The sequence below is a fragment of the Gammaproteobacteria bacterium genome (assembly GCA_021648145.1).
GTDB lineage: Bacteria > Pseudomonadota > Gammaproteobacteria > JAADGQ01 > JAADGQ01 > S141-38.
Map to the genome: position 1 here is coordinate 1 of JAKITI010000008.1, position 17,581 is coordinate 17,581.

The 17,581-nt window shown below is 43.5% G+C and carries 18 protein-coding genes and 1 pseudogene; 10 read left to right on the plus strand and 9 right to left on the minus strand.

Annotated features, from left to right (window positions below):
• The 4 genes from L3J70_06450 to L3J70_06465 form a co-directional block, all read left to right on the plus strand.
• Positions 1–415 (plus strand): glycosyltransferase family 4 protein (locus L3J70_06450; protein ID MCF6236000.1); only part of this gene is annotated, 415 nt, incomplete at its 5' end.
• Between the two features lie 130 nt (positions 416–545).
• Complete coding sequence (locus L3J70_06455; GenBank protein MCF6236001.1) at positions 546–1,685, plus strand: glycosyltransferase family 4 protein; 1,140 nt, start codon at positions 546–548, stop codon at positions 1,683–1,685.
• Positions 1,682–2,644 carry an SDR family oxidoreductase gene (locus tag L3J70_06460; GenBank protein MCF6236002.1) on the plus strand — a complete coding sequence of 321 codons (963 nt, stop codon included), beginning with the start codon at positions 1,682–1,684 and terminating at the stop codon, positions 2,642–2,644. The genes L3J70_06455 and L3J70_06460 overlap by 4 nt, the downstream gene beginning before the upstream one ends.
• A 16-nt stretch (positions 2,645–2,660) precedes the next feature.
• The gene (locus L3J70_06465; GenBank protein ID MCF6236003.1) at positions 2,661–3,680 is read left to right on the plus strand and encodes a glycosyltransferase family 4 protein; all 1,020 of its coding nucleotides are present in this window, start codon (positions 2,661–2,663) and stop codon (positions 3,678–3,680) included.
• 6 nt (positions 3,681–3,686) lie between these two features.
• Here L3J70_06465 and L3J70_06470 read toward each other — a convergent pair whose 3' ends face one another.
• Both L3J70_06470 and L3J70_06475 read right to left on the minus strand, forming a co-directional pair.
• Positions 3,687–4,463: a class I SAM-dependent methyltransferase gene (locus L3J70_06470; GenBank protein ID MCF6236004.1), complete on the minus strand. Its 777-nt coding sequence runs from the start codon at positions 4,461–4,463 to the stop codon at positions 3,687–3,689.
• A gap of 210 nt (positions 4,464–4,673) precedes the next feature.
• Positions 4,674–5,861 carry an SAM-dependent methyltransferase gene (locus tag L3J70_06475; GenBank protein MCF6236005.1) on the minus strand — a complete coding sequence of 396 codons (1,188 nt, stop codon included), beginning with the start codon at positions 5,859–5,861 and terminating at the stop codon, positions 4,674–4,676.
• A 102-nt stretch (positions 5,862–5,963) separates the two neighbouring features.
• Here L3J70_06475 and L3J70_06480 point away from each other — a divergent pair, with 102 nt between their 5' ends.
• Positions 5,964–6,698: a pteridine reductase gene (locus L3J70_06480; protein MCF6236006.1), complete on the plus strand. Its 735-nt coding sequence runs from the start codon at positions 5,964–5,966 to the stop codon at positions 6,696–6,698.
• Here L3J70_06480 and folK read toward each other — a convergent pair.
• Both folK and folB read right to left on the minus strand, forming a co-directional pair.
• Positions 6,695–7,186, minus strand: coding sequence for a 2-amino-4-hydroxy-6-hydroxymethyldihydropteridine diphosphokinase (folK, locus tag L3J70_06485; GenBank protein ID MCF6236007.1), 492 nt, complete (start codon positions 7,184–7,186; stop codon positions 6,695–6,697). The two genes, L3J70_06480 and folK, sit on opposite strands and share 4 nt — an antisense overlap.
• Entirely contained in the window at positions 7,183–7,545 is a 363-nt protein-coding gene (folB, locus tag L3J70_06490) for a dihydroneopterin aldolase (GenBank protein MCF6236008.1), read from the minus strand. The genes folK and folB overlap by 4 nt, the downstream gene beginning before the upstream one ends.
• 122 nt (positions 7,546–7,667) lie before the next feature.
• Here folB and plsY point away from each other — a divergent pair, with 122 nt between their 5' ends.
• From plsY to L3J70_06505, 3 genes are all read left to right on the plus strand, one after another.
• Complete coding sequence (gene plsY / locus L3J70_06495) at positions 7,668–8,258, plus strand: glycerol-3-phosphate 1-O-acyltransferase PlsY (protein MCF6236009.1); 591 nt, start codon at positions 7,668–7,670, stop codon at positions 8,256–8,258.
• Between the two features lie 80 nt (positions 8,259–8,338).
• The gene (locus L3J70_06500) at positions 8,339–9,250 is read left to right on the plus strand and encodes a hypothetical protein (GenBank protein MCF6236010.1); all 912 of its coding nucleotides are present in this window, start codon (positions 8,339–8,341) and stop codon (positions 9,248–9,250) included.
• Between the two features lie 92 nt (positions 9,251–9,342).
• Entirely contained in the window at positions 9,343–9,792 is a 450-nt protein-coding gene (locus L3J70_06505; protein ID MCF6236011.1) for a DUF2780 domain-containing protein, read from the plus strand.
• A 97-nt stretch (positions 9,793–9,889) separates the two neighbouring features.
• Here L3J70_06505 and L3J70_06510 read toward each other — a convergent pair whose 3' ends face one another.
• From L3J70_06510 to L3J70_06520, 3 genes are read right to left on the minus strand one after another with little or no spacing between them, the layout of a single operon-like run.
• Positions 9,890–11,068 (minus strand): ABC transporter permease, encoded by a 1,179-nt coding sequence (locus tag L3J70_06510; GenBank protein MCF6236012.1) that lies wholly within the window; start codon positions 11,066–11,068, stop codon positions 9,890–9,892.
• Positions 11,065–11,799 (minus strand): ATP-binding cassette domain-containing protein, encoded by a 735-nt coding sequence (locus L3J70_06515; protein ID MCF6236013.1) that lies wholly within the window; start codon positions 11,797–11,799, stop codon positions 11,065–11,067. The genes L3J70_06510 and L3J70_06515 overlap by 4 nt, the downstream gene beginning before the upstream one ends.
• Positions 11,796–13,244 (minus strand): alpha/beta hydrolase, encoded by a 1,449-nt coding sequence (locus L3J70_06520; GenBank protein ID MCF6236014.1) that lies wholly within the window; start codon positions 13,242–13,244, stop codon positions 11,796–11,798. The genes L3J70_06515 and L3J70_06520 overlap by 4 nt, the downstream gene beginning before the upstream one ends.
• 117 nt (positions 13,245–13,361) lie before the next feature.
• Between L3J70_06520 and L3J70_06525 the strand changes: the two are divergent.
• A pseudogene (locus L3J70_06525) lies at positions 13,362–13,637 on the plus strand (DEAD/DEAH box helicase).
• 157 nt (positions 13,638–13,794) lie between these two features.
• Here the strand turns inward: L3J70_06525 and L3J70_06530 are convergent.
• Positions 13,795–14,976: a transcriptional regulator gene (locus L3J70_06530; GenBank protein MCF6236015.1), complete on the minus strand. Its 1,182-nt coding sequence runs from the start codon at positions 14,974–14,976 to the stop codon at positions 13,795–13,797.
• A 142-nt stretch (positions 14,977–15,118) separates the two neighbouring features.
• On the opposite strand from L3J70_06530, the gene L3J70_06535 reads away from it, so the two are divergent.
• Complete coding sequence (locus L3J70_06535; GenBank protein ID MCF6236016.1) at positions 15,119–15,988, plus strand: Rpn family recombination-promoting nuclease/putative transposase; 870 nt, start codon at positions 15,119–15,121, stop codon at positions 15,986–15,988.
• A 47-nt stretch (positions 15,989–16,035) separates the two neighbouring features.
• Here the strand turns inward: L3J70_06535 and ilvA are convergent, their stop codons facing one another.
• Positions 16,036–17,547, minus strand: coding sequence for a threonine ammonia-lyase, biosynthetic (ilvA, locus tag L3J70_06540; GenBank protein MCF6236017.1), 1,512 nt, complete (start codon positions 17,545–17,547; stop codon positions 16,036–16,038).
• Between the last annotated feature and the right edge of the window lie 34 nt (positions 17,548–17,581).

Sequence of the window (17,581 nt, forward strand, 5' to 3'; positions counted from 1 at the left end):
TGTCGCTGTGGGAGCGAGTGAAGATACGCTTAAAGAGTTACCTATTGAGGTGCGGCCTTGGTCTGAAGAGAGCGAGGTTCAGTTAATTCAAAAGTTTGATATAGGTATTATGCCATTAGAGGACTCTCCATGGGAGCGTGGTAAATGCGGTTATAAATTAATTCAATACATGGCTTGTGGCTTGCCAGTGGTCGCATCTCCAGTGGGTGTTAATAAGAAAATAGTTGATCATGAAGTCAGTGGTTTTCTTGCACACAATCTAAATGAGTGGGAGCAGATGTTAGGCTACCTTTTAAATGACCAAAATTTGAGACAACGTATGGGAGAAAAGGGTCGCTCTAGTGTGGAGTCTTGGTACTCAACGCATATACAAGCCCCCAGGCTGGAAAAGCTGATGTCTGAGGCACTGAAGTAGATCATATGTATGACAAGTGGTTTATCTGGATAAAATTGGTATTAGCGACATGAGTCGTTTTGTATTAACAGGTGAACACTTTTCTACAGAGTGTTTTGATACTTCAAGCATAGTTTGAGGCACAAAATAATTGAGCCAACCAAGAAAAAAAATTCTCTATTTCGTCACAGAAGACTGGTATTTCTGTTCCCATAGACTTCCTCTAGCATTAGCTGCAAAAAATGCAGGTTATGAAGTTGTTGTTGTGACTCGGGTACGCGAGTATGGCGATATGATTCGCTCAGCAGGGTTGAAATTAGTGCCGCTAGAGCTTGATAGAACCGCTCGTGGTTTATTGTCACAGTTAAAAACAGTTCGAAACCTAATCTCCATTTATAAAAAAGAAAAACCTGATATTGTTCATCATGTTGCAATGATGCCAGTTATATATGGATCTTTGGCCGCAAAGCTGGCTCGTGTTCCAGCTGTTGTTAATGCTCTCGCAGGGTTAGGGTATATTTTTACTTCTTCTCATATAAAAGCACGAATGATTAAGGTGATTATCAGTATAGCTTTTCGGGGTTTATTAAGAGGTCGCCATTATCATACGATATTTCAAAACCCTGATGATAGACGACTGCTATGTCAAACTGGAATTATTGATAAAAAAAACACAGTATTGATTCGTGGCTCTGGTGTTGATACCAATAAATTCTCCCCGGCCAGTGCCGTCGATAATCGTGAGCCTGTTGTTATGCTTGCTTCTCGTATGCTGTGGGACAAAGGGGTTGGGATATTTGTCGAGGCTGCTCGAAATCTTAAATCAGAAGGTGTAAGTGCACAATTTTGGCTTGTAGGTGAAGGTGATTCAGGAAATCGAAATGCTGTGCCGGTTGAGCAGCTAAAAGAGTGGCATGATGAGAAGGTCATTAAATGGCTGGGTCAATGTGAAGATATGGTTGCTACCTTCTCTCAAACTGACATTGTTTGTTTGCCGTCATCATATGGTGAAGGCGTGCCTCTTGTTTTAATAGAAGCTGCGGCGTGTGGAAAACCTATAGTAACCACTGATGCACCAGGTTGTAGAGAGATTGTCAGGCATAATGAAAACGGTCTATTAGTTCCTCAAAAAAATGTGGACGATTTAACTTCTGCTTTAAGAAGTTTAATTACAGATAAATCATTAAGAATAAAAATGGGTAAGAAAGGAAGAGAGATTGCTTGTAACGAATTTTCGGCTCCGCATGTGGTTGGTGCTACCCTGGAAGTTTATAAGACACTGGAACAATGAATAATATACTGATTACTGGTGCCACCGGTTTTGTTGGGCGGGTGCTGGTTGATCGTGTGCTTGAGAGTCACCGTGAAGTCAGGGTGGCTTTGCGCCAAAACAGCCCTCTTTTTTCATCTGAAGTTGACAAAATTATTGTTGAAAGTTTAGGGGAGAAAACAGACTGGAGCGCAGCTTTGGAACAGGTTGATACAATCGTTCACCTTGCCGCCCGTGTTCACGTCATGAACGACCATTCATTAAACCCATTAGAAGAGTTCAGAAAAGTAAACACCGAAGGCACACTGAATCTTGCACGCCAAGCTGAAGCGGCGGGTGTTAAACGGTTTATTTTTATCAGCTCCATCAAGGTCAATGGTGAGTTTACAAAAAATGGAGCTCCATTCACTGCAATGGACACGCCTGCGCCTCAAGATCCTTATGGTGCTTCCAAGCTTGAGGCGGAACAAGGGCTTTTAGCCTTGGCTAAAAAAACAGGTATGGAAGTTGTTATTATTCGCCCACCTTTAGTTTATGGCCCAGGGGTGAAGGCTAATTTTCTTAAAATGATGACGGGCTTAAACAAAGGTTTACCACTGCCATTAGGTGCCGTACACAATAAGCGCAGTTTAGTCTCTTTGGATAATCTGGTCGATCTGATTTTGATTTGTGTCGACCACCCGGCAGCAGCCAATGAAATTTTTCTGGTGAGTGATGATGATGATCTCTCTACACCTGAATTATTGCGGCGTATGGCTAAAGCAATGGGGAAATCAGCACGATTGATACCTGTTCCTGAGGGGTTACTTAAATTTAGTGCAACATGTCTTGGAAAACGAGACGTTGCTCAACGTTTGTTGGGTTCATTGCAGTTAGATATTACTAAAACAAAAGAGCTGTTGAGCTGGGTGCCACCCGTCAGGGTGGACAACGCATTTAAAAAAACAGCAGAATATTTTCTAACCAACCCGTCGCATTGAAATTTAAAAAAATAGAATGAATGATATCGTTTGGATTGCATTGCTTATGGGTGGAGCATCTTGGGGGCTCACTGGTTTTTTACGCTCTTATGCGCTTAAAAAGCAGTTAATAGATGTCCCCAATAATCGAAGTTCCCATACCGTGCCGACTCCGAGAGGGGGGGGCGTTGCTATTGTCGTCACGTTTTTGCTTGCGCTACTGTTTCTTGGGTTTTTTAATATGCTTCCAGCTGATCTTGTTTGGGCGCTGGTTGGGGCTGGAGTTGGAGTCGCATTGGTTGGTTTTATTGATGATCATGGCCATATTTCTGCACGTTGGCGTCTGTTAGTGCATTTTTTATGTGCGGGTTGGGCATTAGCCTGGCTGGGTGGCTTGCCACCTTTACCCATTTTTGGCATTGTGCTCGACATAGGGTGGTTTGGGTATTTGTTGGCGGCTTTTTTTCTGGTTTGGTTGCTGAACCTCTATAATTTTATGGATGGTATTGATGGTCTCGCGAGTATTGAAGCCGTAACGGTATGCTTGAGTGGTGCTGTTTTATATATGCTGGTGTCGGTAAATAATGGCGTGGAAATACCATTGCTTCTATTAACCACAACAGTGGCTGGTTTTCTTCTCTGGAACTTTCCCAAAGCAAAAATATTTATGGGCGATGCGGGTAGTGGTTTTGTCGGTATGGTGCTGGGAATTTTTACTATACAGGCGGCTTGGGTTATGCCTGAGTTATTTTGGGGCTGGATTATTTTGCTGGGTGCGTTTGTGGTGGATGCAACGGTGACCTTGGTGCGTCGGGTTCTACGTGGAGACAAATTTTACGAAGCACATCGAAGTCACGCTTACCAATATGCCTCTCGCCAATACAAAGGGCATGTTTCCGTTTCTATTGCCTTCGGTATCATTAATTTATGTTGGCTTTTGCCTATTGCTGTATTCGTTTCTATAGGCTGGTTGGATGGTGTTGCAGGTGTGGTTGTGGCTTACCTTCCCTTGGTCATGTTGGCTTATCGTTTCAAAGCAGGTGCAAATGAGTGTTAAGAGTACTCACTTCAAATAAACATCAAACCGCGTTTTCTTACCTTCAATACTTAGATCAGGTTTAACTCCATTAAGAAATGGTGCCCAAGCAGGCCTTTTCACCACCACTCGTTTTTTTGCATATTCAAGGGCTGCACTTAAGAGAGGCTCTGTTTCAGGTGGAAATCCAATGACTTGATGCAACATCTGCATCTCTTTTTTGACCTGTGCAGATTTGTTGCGTGGTGGATACATCGGGTCAAGGTAGACTACATCGTGTATCGTACCCAAAAATTTTCTATTTTTTATTAGCGTGATGGCATCGCCGATTGTCAGCTCGACTCGTGCTGTGATTTCTGATAATTGCTCACAAGCTTTTGCGCGTGTGAGCGCATCATGGAGGAGTGCACCAATAATGGGGGAGCGTTCGACTAAATGTATCTGGCAACCCAGGCAGGCAAGTACCCACCCATCCCGACCCAAACCCGCAGTTGCATCCAACACAGTTGGATAAGGTTGTTTTTTCAGGCCAATGGCACGCCCCAAAGGTTGTTTTTTACCCCCACCATATAAACGGCGGTGTTCATTTCGACCGTGTACAAAATCGATATAAATCGTACTTTCAGATTTTGAATTGACTTTTTTTAGTTCAAGTCGCTCGGGGGTGAGTGATAGACAAAAAGAAGCATATTCATTATCGCTATCGTTTGCTTGCGGAGTAAAAGGTAGGGTCAATGATTCGGCAAGTTGTTGAGCCGACTGAGTTTGCTCTACAGAGGTGCTGGTGACAATAAATTTATTCACAGGTCTTGTGGATAACTTTGTGCATAAAATATATAAGTTTTTTCAAAAATCAACTCATTTTTGTAGTTAATTAAAAATACAACAGTTTTTTATTGTTAATTATTTTCATTATCAATGTGTTACGAGCCTTAGTTTATGTGCCAATATATTTTCAATAAAATAACTGTTGGCCTTTAAAGTTGTGCATAAGTAGTTTTGTGTACGTATTTTTTATAAACGTTGCCGATAATCCTGCATCATGAAGCCTGTGAGTGGTCTATCAATATTGCGTGTTAGTGCGATGACTTTGAATGTTTCTCCCATGGCATCGGGCATGGTGAGTTTTTTGATTTGTTGGGAGAGCTGTAACTGAGATGTAACCTTTTCTGGATAGGTTGCTTCAGCCATTTCTGTGAGGCCATTGGCCAGCAGAAAAAATGCTTGAGAGGTATAACCTGAAACATTAAGGTCAGCATTAATCGCTGCTTCTGCGACAGCAGTAAAATCAACATGCGCTGTAATATCTTGTAGGCCAGTGAGTATTAATGGGTTACTGTGACCATGGTGTTGATAATAGCACATGAGCGTGCCGTCACTTCTTAGTGGGTGATAATACTCTTGGCGAAAATAGCCATAATCAATAGCGAGTATCATACCGTTTAATAATGAGTCACCCGCTTGTTTGATCCACGAGTCGAGTGCTTCATTATATTCTGAGGTGTAGCCTGTAACGTGTGTAAAGGTGAGGTGTTCAGGGTGCACTTCATCACCGTTACACCAAGTGAAAGCATTATCTTTCCAGCAGACCATCTTTTCTATAATTTTATTGCCTTGCCACTGAATGCGACGCACCGGCATCGCATCAAGCACTTCATTGGCTAAAATAACACCATTAAAAGGCTTTTCTGGCCAATGATGAATCCACTTTACTCGCCCAAGTAAATGAGGGGCATGCTTTTCAATGGTTTGACGTTGGCGTTGTTGCAACTCTGCACTGAGCTCTAAAATCATATAGCACTCAGGAAGGCAACCCTGTCGCTCAAGTTCACATAAAATATCCGCAGCCATAATTCCGCTGCCAGCACCAAATTCTAGTATTTGTGGAGTCTCTAATGTGCTTAAAACTTGTTGGCATTGATTTGCCAAACAACGTGAAAACAGAGGGGAAATTTCTGGCGCAGTAATAAAATCACCCCCTTCACCAAATTTTTGAAGGCCTGCACAATAATAGCCCAATCCAGGTGCATAAAGCGCTAAATCCATATATTCAGCAAAGCTGATTTTCCCGCCCCGGAGTCTGATTTTTTGACGAATATGTGTGATGACTTTTTCGCTGTGTAAACGAGCCTCTTGATCAGGGACGGGTAAGTCGATTGAATCAGAGGTTATGGGCTTTGTTTGCTGAAATTTGTTTGGCATTCGGTTAGAGTGGCGCTGAGTGATAAGGATTGTTATTCGAGTCAACCGTAATTCTATTCGGTTCTGACAATATTTACTATGCAGAATTTTGGGGAATATATGATGTCTCAGCCAGTTGCTTTAATTACCGGTGCTGCACGTCGTGTCGGCGCAGTGATTGCACGTCGTTTGCACGCAGAGGGGATGAGTCTGGTCTTACATTATCGTGGCTCTCGCCGTGAAGCTCAGTTGTTACAAGAAGAGCTGCTGGCACAACGCTCGGACTCAGTGGTTTTGATTCAAGCGAATCTGTTGCAGGTCTCAAAATCATCTCATTTGGTTAAGGAAGCGGAGGGCGTTTGGGGGCGGCTTGATGTTTTGATTAATAATGCTTCAACCTTTTACCCGACATCCGTCGGCAATATTACAGAAGCACACTGGGATGATTTACTGGGTGTTAACTTAAAAGCGCCTCTTTTTTTATCTCAGGCAGCAGCGCCCTATTTAGCACGACAAAAAGGCTTAATTATTAATATTACGGATATTCATGCGGAGCGTCCTTTACGGTTTCATTCTGTTTATTGTGCAGCCAAAGCGGGACTGGTCATGCTGACCCAATCACTTGCTCAAGAGTTAGGGCCAGATGTTCGTGTAAACGCCATTGCGCCCGGGGCGATTATGTGGCCTGAAGAGGGTATGGATGAGTTGACCAAACGGCGAATCGTCTCTAAAACAGCATTGAAACGACACGGCGACCCCTCAGATATCGCTGAGGCAGTCCATTATTTACTGCATGGCGCGCAGTTTATGACAGGTCAAGTTCTCACTGTTGATGGTGGACGTTCCCTAGGAAATTAATCAAACTCAAACGCGACCCGTTTGAGCGGCTGGCGACTTTGATCAAAATTTTCCCACAGCTTGATGTAGCTTTGCTGGGTAATCGGATGCGTTGCCTGGCCATTAATTTCAGCTAATGGCCTCAGAACAAATGCGTACTTTAGAATTTCATCGCGTGGTAAAACGAGACCGTTTTCCTGAATGATTTGGTCGCCGTACAGTAGAAGGTCAATATCCAGAGTGCGTGGAGAGAAGCTTGGATTGCTTCGATCTCTTTTATGGGTGTCTTCAATATTTTTAAGGATAAGAGCGATTTTATGAACAGGCCAGTCTGTTTGAAAGGCAGCGATCAAGTTGTAAAAAGGATCGCCTTTAAAGCCAACAGCATCACTTTCATAAACGGCAGACAATGTGAGCGTTCCAAACTCTTTTTTTAAATGGGAAATACCTGAGCGAATATTAAAATCACGATCAATATTACTGCCAATGCCTAAATAAACCTGAATCATTTTGACATTCGTACTCCGCGCTCAATAGTAACACCGACATCACGTGCGCCACTTATAGCGCCTTGCTTATTAATGGTTAAACGCATCCAGGGAATGCTAAAATTTTTCATTACGAGTTCTGCAACTTTCTCAATCAATGTTTCGACGAGTTGGTATTCGCTGGTTTCAACGAAGGAAATCACTTGTTTAGCGACTGACTTATAGTCCAGAGTATCTTCAATGCGATCCGTTACCGCTGCTTTTCGGATATCGGTGCCCATTTCCAGATCAAGTACAACCGTTTGCTTTATTTCTCGTTCCCAATCATAAATGCCAATAACGGTTTCAATTTTTAAGTTGCGTAGGTAGATGATATCCATATGTGTCAGATTTATTGTGCCGGTTATTATTTTTTAGATAAGTTTATCAGTCTGAACAAATAACAACCACTTTTATCCCCTCTTCGTAGAAACCTGCTCGTGATCGGTATAAACTGCGTTCCATGACAATTGATACTGCTTTTATACTGCTTGCTTACTTGATGGGTTCACTTTCCACAGCGATTATTTATTGTAAAGTTGCAGGGCTGCCCGATCCACGCAGCCAAGGCTCTGGAAACCCAGGTGCAACCAATGTATTACGCTTTGGTGGTAAAAAAGTTGCCATCATTGTGTTGCTGGGTGATTTGTTAAAAGGGTTGATACCTGTATTGCTGGCGAAATGGTTAGGGTTGTCGGCTGCTGCGATTGTACTGGTGGGTATAGCCGCTTTTCTGGGGCATCTTTACCCTGTTTTTTTTCGCTTTAAAGGGGGGAAAGGGGTTGCAACAGCACTGGGAATATTGCTGGGTATTTCGGGCTGGGTTGGGTTATTAGTATTAGTGACCTGGTTTTTCGTGGCTTTTATTTCACGTTTGTCATCATTGTCTGCATTAGTTGCCGCAGTTTTTTCACCATTTTTTGTCTATTTATTGATGCCGGAGCCAGAGTATATTTTGCTGGCGATACTACTGGCTATATTGCTTATATGGCGACATCGCAGCAATATTCAAAAAATCATGAATGGCACAGAGTCTAAAATAGGTAAAAAATAGGCTGTGTTTACTAAACAATACTTTCGATTCTGACTATTTTGAAAAAATTATTTTTACATTTAATAGGGGTGATTCTCTTAGTGTTAAGCACCTCTTCAGTAGCTCATGAGGAAGCACCAGTGGCTCGTGCGGGAGCATGGAAGCCTTTCTGGACGGCCAGCGTCTATTTGGGAGAGCATAAACCGGCATTGACTCAAATCTATGAGAATGTCTTCATTGCGCCATTAACGTTTAGTGATGGTGAAATTTTACTGGAGACTGGGGAGACAATCGAAGCAACCCGAGAATTTCGAAATGATTTAGAAGCATTGCCAGGGGGGGTCGAGTTTGGAGGAGAATTCGAGTGGCTTTTCTCCAAACGTTTTTCGGTATTTGCAGGGTTAAGCAGTTGGGAATCAAAAGAAGCTCGCTCCACTTCAAGAGGCAATGTTCTGGTTGAAAAGCGGGATGTTGAGGCGCTGAATGTTCGTACTGCCAAGATGTCGTATAGCCAGGCATTTCTGGGGACACGTTTTTCGTTGCTGCATAAACCCAAGGCTTATCGGCTCTATACGCGCTTTTCAATCAATAGTATTTTTGATTTTGATTACTTCGAAAAATTTGCTTTCACTTTTGATGCGGATGATTTTCCTAAAGCGGAAGGTATAAAAGATGTAGATTCTTTCAAGCGTGTGATGATAACCCAGGCTCGGGCGACAGCAATACTGGCATTCCAGGGAGGTTTGGGATTCGATTATTACTTAAACGATCAGTGGGCACTGAGTTTTGAAGGCGGATATATTTTGGGTTCAAGTAATTTTGGGTTGTCAAAAATTGATGTGAAGCATAATGTGCTGGATAAAGATGGCATGGGTGAAATATTGTACCCGGTTGCTGAAAACCCAGAAGATCGAAAAGGGTACTACTTGACTTCAGAGTCACTCAAGTATTACCTTCTAAACCTGAATCCAAAAGGTTGGAAAGCAGCGATTACGTTACGATTTGCTTATTAATAAAAGCAACCAATACAATAGGCAGGCTTGTGATCGTTGCGGGACTGCGATACATTGCTGAGCTTTCGTCGCTCATTAAAAAGGAAAATACAGTGAAACACCAACGACTTGGGATTTCTTTTATTTCAGCTCTATTATTGCTATTAAGTGGATGTTCAGCGATCCCTGGAATGGGTAATAATGTTTCAGGTGCGAGTGCATTGATTGGTATGTTAACCAGCCAGCTGGGTGTCAGTAATGAGCAGGCACTGGGGGGTGCAGCAGCACTTTTTGGTTTGGCAAAGCAAAGCTTGAGTGCCGGTGACTTTTCGAATGTGACAAAATCGTTGCCAGGTGTCGGCTCTTTGTTAGGTGCGGCATCAATGGGTGGTGATTCTTCAAATACGAATAGCGGCGGTGGATTAGCAAGTGTGGCTGGGCAGTTTTCAAGTTTAGGATTAAGCCCTGATATGGCAGGAAAATTTGTTCCAGTTGTTTTGGATTATGCAAAGTCAGCGGGCGGTGATAACACGATGAGCTTGCTTCAAGGTGTTTTGAAATAAACTCAACTCAACTCAACAGGGAGTGTGGTGGTAAGTACTCCCTGTTTTAAATCTCAATTCAAAAACAGTTGATAGGCTGAAAAAATTCTACGTATGACTACTTACTAGTAAATATCACCCGTGGTCGGTTGTATAAAGTAGCCGCAACAGTCGCTAATATCAGCCCCAACCCTAAAGTAGTACCCACTGCCAGCAAGTACCACAACACCGACACCTGCTCACCGCGAATGAGTTCATGGATCAGCACATTCTGTGATAATAGCGGTACTGCCATCATCCAGGTTTCAGCCTTTACTGGGTTTATCATTAAATAAAAGCTCGGCAACATCGGAATAACAAGAACCATACCTGTATATGAGCTGGCCTCCTTGAAAGTTGTAGCAAATGAGGCAATAACGGTCAAAAATGCTGATGCCAGTATCGCCATTGGTAAAAGAACCACCAACATGCCAACAACCATAGGTGTGGTGATCTCAATGGAGACCCCAAGCATATCAGCCGGTAAAAACTGCACCGTAAAACGAAATGCCAGAATAGTTAAAAGCACTGATAGCCCAGCAAAGAAAGAAGTGGCCATTAACTTACCCGCCATGATTTGCCAGCGGGGCACCGGATTGATTAACAGTGGCTCGAGTGATTTACGCTCTTTTTCACCCGCAGTGGCATCAATTGCCAGATGCATGCCGCCAACAAAAGCTCCTATCATCAAAAAATAGGGTAAAAATGCCAATACTTCGGCCGCCCATGATGTTTCTGTTGATAGATCTACAGTTTTAATCATAACCGGACTTAATACCTGTGAAGAAACTCCGCGTAGCTGTAGGCGTAATATACCTAACTGTTGAGAATATGTATTCAGTAGTTGCTTTAAGCGCCTACTGGCAAGTCTATCCTGCTGTCTGGATTCATCAACAATTACTTCCAGCACCGCTGGCTGCCCATTCTCCCATTGTTCTATGAAAGACTCAGGAATACGTAATACGAGGTCCTTGTTTCTGGCTAGAACCGCAGCTTCCGGATCAGCGGGAGCCTCCTCAACAATTACTCCTTGCTGCTGTAGATATGCCACCAGATTGGGAGCATATTGCTGACCTGCCACGGGTATTTCCAGAGGCTTATCCTGGCGTTTGGAGGTTGAGTCGGCCATCAAGATAAACATTAGAACGAATAAAACTGGGCCAAGCAGTGGGCCAAGTATTAACGAAGTAAGAATTACTTGTCGATCCCGAAAATTTTCTTTTACTTCCTTGTTAAATACAATGATCCAGCCACTCATGATAATAAACCTTCAGCGCTGCCAATGAGGCTGACAAAAGCATCTTCAAGGCTGTTATAACCGCTTTGCTGTAATAGCTCTGTGGCACTACCCTCTGCGGCAATCTTACCACCGGCAATTATTACTATGTGGTCACACAAGGCGGCAACTTCCTGCATTATGTGGGTTGATAGCACCACACAATGTCCGGCTTTTTTAAGGGTCAACAAATATTTCCGCAATGCCCGGGTAGTCATGACATCCAAGCCATTGGTTGGCTCATCCAGCAAAATTGTTTGCGGTTGATGAATCATCGCCCTGGCAATTGCTACCTTCACCCGCTGCCCCTGCGAAAAACCTTCGGTACGGCGGTCAATAAAATCTTGCATATCCAGGATATCAGTCAGACTTTCAATCCGTTCTTCCATCTCCTTGGTTTTAACCCCGTGTAGCTGTCCGAAGTAGCGAATGTTTTCACGCGCGCTCAAACGGGCATATAAACCCCGGCTGTCTGGCACCACACCCAGCTTTCGTTTGACTTCAATAGGCTCCTGATGTGGATTCACCCCATCAATAAGAATCGTGCCGCTATCAGGTTTAAGCAAGGTATAGAGCATCCGTAATGTGGTGGTCTTGCCAGCACCATTGGGGCCTAGTAAGCCGGTAATCTGGCCGTCTTCGGCTTTGAAGCTAATTCCGCGAACCGCCTCGATCTTGCCGAATGATTTTTTTAGATTTTCTATAAAAATCATGGTGTAGGCCCCATAATATTAATAAAAAACGGTGACCTATCCTGTTGTTCAAGGCAACTGGTATCTAAGTTTTTAGGGTCGGCTTTAGTTATAAATTCAGTAACAATATCACTGGTGCATTTAGAAAAAGCCACGCTATGACCTTGTCCTTTAACCACCAGATTGCTGTGCCGACTAAACTGTTTGGCTACCTGATCTGCATATCGTGGAGGGGTAACCGGGTCAAACTCCCCCGAGAGCAACAGAGCTGACACATCAGATTTGAACGGTTTATGGAAATCATCTGGCACTACGCCGCGTGGCCAGATTTCACATTGGGCTAGCAATACCTTATACATCACCTCACCCAGAATAGTTGTCGCGTCTTGTGGGCGCGGCTGCATAAGTGGGTAATCTTCAGCGCAAATAACTGATAGCTCCATCCAGTGATTGAGCATACCTTCCATCCCGGAGGCCGCTATCAATGCCTGTGATACTAATCGCTTGTGGCTGCCTGTATTAACAGTATCAGCAATCAAGAAAGGCAACATTGCCTGTGTCTGGCTATTATAAGAAAGCATCCGCAAGGCCAGCGCAAGCAATTCAATATTAGCTTCCAATTCAATCGGATCGCCAGTTAAAGGATCATCAACGACCAGAATTTGTGGCTTAGCTCTGGCCTTTGTTATTAATTGCTGTAGCTGGGTTTTAACCGCAGGAAAATATTTCGCACAGCTATTATCATTCAAACAATCTGTCAGAATATTCTCCATAGTCTGATCAAGGTTAATAGAGTGCTCACTTCCAAGCAGCAGTTCAGGGGGGACTATGGAGTCAAGAACGATGCTGCGTACCTGATCAGGATACCGGCGCAAGTATTCCATAGCGGCGCGAGTACCGTAAGAAACCCCCATAAGGTTTATTTTTTCATAGCCCAAAGCAAGCCTTAGCTGTTCATAATCGGCCATGGCAATAGTGGTTGTATAAAAGCGCGGATCACCTTCGACTTTGGTTAGACATTCACGCGTTTGGGCGGCTATCTTCCCATAATCAACTCGTAAATCAATGTTCTGGTCATCAAGTTCGCACTTCAGAGTAGAAGCAGCTCCAGTGCCTCGCTGATCCATCAGTATAATATCGTGGTTTTTCTGGAGTTTATAAAGTGGCCCTTCCAACTGCACCCAAAGCTCTGATGCGGCCTGACCTGGGCCTCCAGCAAAAAAGAAAATCGGCGTGCTATCCGACTTAGGGTTTAATGCCCGTGCCAGGGCAAAATGCAAACGAATGGTTTTTCCACCAAGATCCTTCGGGTTTTCTAAAACTGTAAGCCAGCCACATTCAGCCACTGCGGTAATAGTGGAGCCGGGCATAGATAACACACATTTTTCTATTTCCAGTTCAGTTGCCGACTCAGCCTGACAAACCGCCGCAAACAAAATTAAGCCGGATGTTAATAATCGCTTCAAGGGAGTCCTCCCATAGATTGTTTTCACAAGAGGCGAAGACTATGGCTTTAACCTGACGTTGTCCATAGGCTTTCCTCTCTCTTTTTAGGAACCGATTTGCTTTGAGTCGGAGCAGCACGCATTCTATTGGCAACAGGCAAACTGGTAGGAGAGGGGTTTGATCATCCACCACTCGATACATTGATACTTGCCATGCCGATCTCGTGGAAAGGCACGCTACAACAATATGCTGGGCGGCTGCATCGTGAACATGCCAGCAAGACCGATGTGAGAATTATTGACTTTGTCGATACTGGGCATCCAGTGTTCTTGCGAATGTGGGATAAACGCCAGCGTGGCTATCGGGCAATGGGGTATCGTATTATTGAAAAGAAGAATGAAGAACAAGTTTAAAGTTGAGCTACCAAGCACCGACTCCCATAGCCCATTATTTATAGTCTTCCTTTAATTTTAAATTCCCACAAAAAAAACTATTAAACATAAAAAACAATTGGTTATGTGGTTTTCTTTCATAAACAAATCTCTTAGAAGGCTTGTTTAATTAATAAAGTTAACCCCTTGTCAACACCCACTTAGGCTGGCTACGTGTACCAATATTGTGAATCTTCCCCTGCCGCATTGAAAGCTCACTCAGAAGATTGTTAATCTTGCTTTTGCGTTGTTTATCATCCAAAAAATCGGGAAGCATTTTCCACAACAACTCATCAATATCTGCTCGCTCCACCTCCCCATGCTGCTCAATGAGTTTAAGAATCATGTCTAGATAATACTGCTGATCCAAGGCCTTCTGCTTGGTATAAGCCGCCTTTTGTCCTGTTGCACTCGCCACTTTGGCCGACACAAATAGATTGGGTTTACGCCCCTCAATCAGATTTTTATCCCGCAGGGTTTTTATTTCATAATCGCTTAGCGGGTAGCCCTTCTGCACCTTGTCCAACAAAATCACATCATGTAACAACAGCTCAGAGTCTGCTGCCAGCAGCTTTGAAAAGCGCTCATCCACAATTCGACCATAGATAGTCACCATCACGCCATCTGGCTCAATGCAGTAATCCGGCATGGGAAAAAAACGACGGCGCTGCACGACAAACATTTTTTTAATGCCACTACCCACCGCATCAATCATATTCAGGCTCACCATCGCTTGGGCCAAAAAACGGTTGCGGTAGTAAGGTTCCGGAGCATCCAAGCTAATCACCCGTTCCAGATTACCCGGAATAAAGCCTCCTTTGTTGGAAAATACCAGCCGGTCTGGAAACTCCACCACCACCACTCTCGCACCTAATTGGTAGTCCTGATGAGCGATGCAATTGTGCAGAGCCTCACGAATAACCCAGGCATCGTATTTATTCACCTCTTCCGGAAACAGCGTGCTATCTGCCATGTAGCGGTATTTAAGATTGCGAATACGGGCAAACAGCCGATTCACCGCAAGCAATAACGGCGCAGAAAAGTGTTCATAATCTTCTTCCAGGCCATCATGATCTTTGAGAATCCAGCTTAAAGTAACCACTGCGGGTGTTAAAAAGTGATCAGACTCTGGTTTACCCAGCAGCACCAACACGGCACGGGTGATCTTGCCTTGAATCGTCAGTTTTGCCTTGTTTAGAAAAACCTCGCCACTCCAGTCATCCATCTCAGCCGCTAACTCAACATTTTTCTTTTTGAAATTATTCCTGGCAGCAGCAATTGCCTCTGGCGAAAGATCATCCAAAGTTGCACCTTTCACCACCTGAATTGACCAATCCTCATTTAATCACTTTCATAATACTCCCCATATTTCACAAAAACCAACTTAGACTTTCTGAAATCGAAAAGCAGGCTTTGTGTTTCAGAGAGTTGTAGCAAAAAAAAATCGGGCGTAAAATAGAACTATGAAATTTTTAAACCCCAAAACAGACTTTGCGTTCAAAAAAATATTCGGATCAGAAGAGAGTCAGGATATTTTATTGAGTTTTCTAAATGCCCTGCTGGAATTGAAATCACCTTATCGTTTGATGGAAGTCACGATACTTGATCCTTATTTGGCACCTAAAATAAAAGGCATGAAAGATACCTATCTAGACGTAAGAGCTAAAAACGAAACAGGAAAAATCTATATTATTGAAATGCAGGTGCTGAATGTTGCAGGATTTGAGAAACGAATTCTGTACAACGCTTGCAAAGCCTATGCATCTCAACTGGGCAGCGGTGAAGATTATCACCTGCTGACGGATGTGATCGCCATTACAATTACTGATTTTATAATGTTTCCGGAAATGGAAGCGGTTTCAAACAAGTTTAAACTCAGAGCCGATGAAGGTGAAGTTTATAATGATGATCTTGAGCTCGTATTTGCAGAGTTGCCGAAGTTTAATAAAACAGAAGATGAATTAGATACGGTTCTGGATCGCTGGTATTACTTTCTGAAACATGCAGATGATTTTGAAACCGTTCCTAGCTCTTTAAAAGTTGAAGCGTCCATTGTACATGCACTTGAGCTGGCCAATAAAGCAGCGCTTACGTCCGAAGAGCTGGATGATCAAGAGCGTCGAGAAATTTTCATTCAGGATCAGCGAGGCGCAATCCAGCTGGCTCAACAGAAAGGCAGAGAAGAAGGCAGAGAAGAAGGCAGAGAAGAAGGCAGAGAAGAGGAGCGATGCAATATGATAAAGCAAGTCAAAAAATCAGGGTTATCGATTATTGATATTGCTCATATGTTTGGAATGGATGTGGATGAAATTAAAAATATCCTGAACTCTTGAGATTGCTCAAAAACCACCCTAAATTAGCAATGCTTCTTCTATTGGCTTCAATTCAAAAATAGCTGATACGCTGGGTTGTCAGTCTCTTCTTGATGGCGATAGTCAAAAGTTTTTAAGAACTCTTGAAATTCAACACTCTTTGCCTCCGGCACCTGAATGCCTGCCAATACTCGGCCATAGGCTGCGCCATGATTTCTATAGTGAAACATGCTGATGTTCCAGTGCTTGCCAATAGATGATAAAAATTGCAAAAGTGCGCCTGGGCGTTCAGGAAATGTAAAACGAAACAGTCGTTCATTCTCTACTTTATTGGCATGGCCACCGACCATATAGCGTACATGCAGTTTGGCAATTTCATTGTCTGACATATCAATGACGATGTATTTATTGGATTCAAGCCGCTGGATAACATCACTCTTAGAGGTTTGGCCATCCAGCTCGATGCCAACAAAAACATGAGCTTGTTTGTCATCCGCATAACGATAGTTAAACTCAGTAATATTTGATTGTCCCAATGTTTTACAGAATTTTTTAAAGCTGCCCGATTTCTCTGGAATCGTAACGGCTAGTAATATTTCATGTTTTTCGCCCAGCTCAGCTCGCTCTGCAACATGTCGCAGGCGATCAAAATTCATATTGGCACCACTGTTAATGGCGATAAGATTTTTCCCTTTAATAGCATGTTGTTTGACGTATTTTTTAAGTCCGGCTACGGCCAATGCGCCAGCAGGCTCAACAATCGAACGGGTATCGTCAAAAATATCCTTGATGGCCGCACAGATTTCATCAGTGTTGGCGAGTATGACTTCATCAACGGTTTGGCGGGCTATACGGAAAGGCTCTTTGCCAATCTGGCGCACGGCAACACCATCTGCAAAAAGCCCGACTTGTTTGAGTTTGATGCGCCGATTAGATTGCAGTGCGTTGTGCAGGCAGGCTGCATCCTCTGGTTCGACACCAATAATTTTAATATTCGGATAGAGGTGCTTGATATAGGCTGATATGCCCGCAATCAAACCGCCACCGCCCACAGGAATAAAAATAGCGTGCAGATCACCAGAATGCTGCCGTATGATTTCCATGGCAATGGTGCCTTGGCCTGCGATGACCTCAGGGTCATCATAAGGATGGATAAAGGTCATTGCCCCCGACTCTGCAAGCTCTTTCGCGTGGCTATAAGCTTCATCATAGCTATCGCCAAACAGTATGACCTGTGTGCCAAGATTGCGAACAGCGGCCACTTTAATGTCTGGCGTGGTTTTAGGCATCACAACCACGGCTTTGATGTTAAGTTTCTGAGCCGAGAGCGCGACACCTTGTGCGTGATTCCCCGCTGATGCGGCAATCACACCCTTCTCTTTTTCGGCTGGGCTTAAACTGACAATCTTATTGTAAGCACCACGTAATTTAAACGAAAAAACCGGTTGAAGATCTTCACGTTTTAACAGTATGTGATTATCTGACCTCATTGATAGCTTCGGCGCGTACTCCAAGGGTGTCTCTTTGGCAATATCATACACAGGGGCTTTGAGTATTTTTTCTAGATATCGTTTGGGCATGGTGCGATTACTTTTTAGCTAAAACAGAGGAACA

What these genes read in the sequence shown, in the direction of transcription:
- L3J70_06460 (MCF6236002.1), top strand. Translation starts at nt 1,682, where the DNA reads ATGAATAATATACTGATTACTGGTGCCACCGGTTTTGTTGGGCGGGTG.
- L3J70_06465 (MCF6236003.1), top strand. Translation starts at nt 2,661, where the DNA reads ATGAATGATATCGTTTGGATTGCATTGCTTATGGGTGGAGCATCTTGG.
- L3J70_06475 (MCF6236005.1), bottom strand. Translation starts at nt 5,861, where the DNA reads ATGCCAAACAAATTTCAGCAAACAAAGCCCATAACCTCTGATTCAATC.
- L3J70_06480 (MCF6236006.1), top strand. Translation starts at nt 5,964, where the DNA reads ATGTCTCAGCCAGTTGCTTTAATTACCGGTGCTGCACGTCGTGTCGGC.
- folK (MCF6236007.1), bottom strand. Translation starts at nt 7,186, where the DNA reads ATGATTCAGGTTTATTTAGGCATTGGCAGTAATATTGATCGTGATTTT.
- folB (MCF6236008.1), bottom strand. Translation starts at nt 7,545, where the DNA reads ATGGATATCATCTACCTACGCAACTTAAAAATTGAAACCGTTATTGGC.
- plsY (MCF6236009.1), top strand. Translation starts at nt 7,668, where the DNA reads ATGACAATTGATACTGCTTTTATACTGCTTGCTTACTTGATGGGTTCA.
- L3J70_06510 (MCF6236012.1), bottom strand. Translation starts at nt 11,068, where the DNA reads ATGAGTGGCTGGATCATTGTATTTAACAAGGAAGTAAAAGAAAATTTT.
- L3J70_06515 (MCF6236013.1), bottom strand. Translation starts at nt 11,799, where the DNA reads ATGATTTTTATAGAAAATCTAAAAAAATCATTCGGCAAGATCGAGGCG.
- L3J70_06535 (MCF6236016.1), top strand. Translation starts at nt 15,119, where the DNA reads ATGAAATTTTTAAACCCCAAAACAGACTTTGCGTTCAAAAAAATATTC.
- ilvA (MCF6236017.1), bottom strand. Translation starts at nt 17,547, where the DNA reads ATGCCCAAACGATATCTAGAAAAAATACTCAAAGCCCCTGTGTATGAT.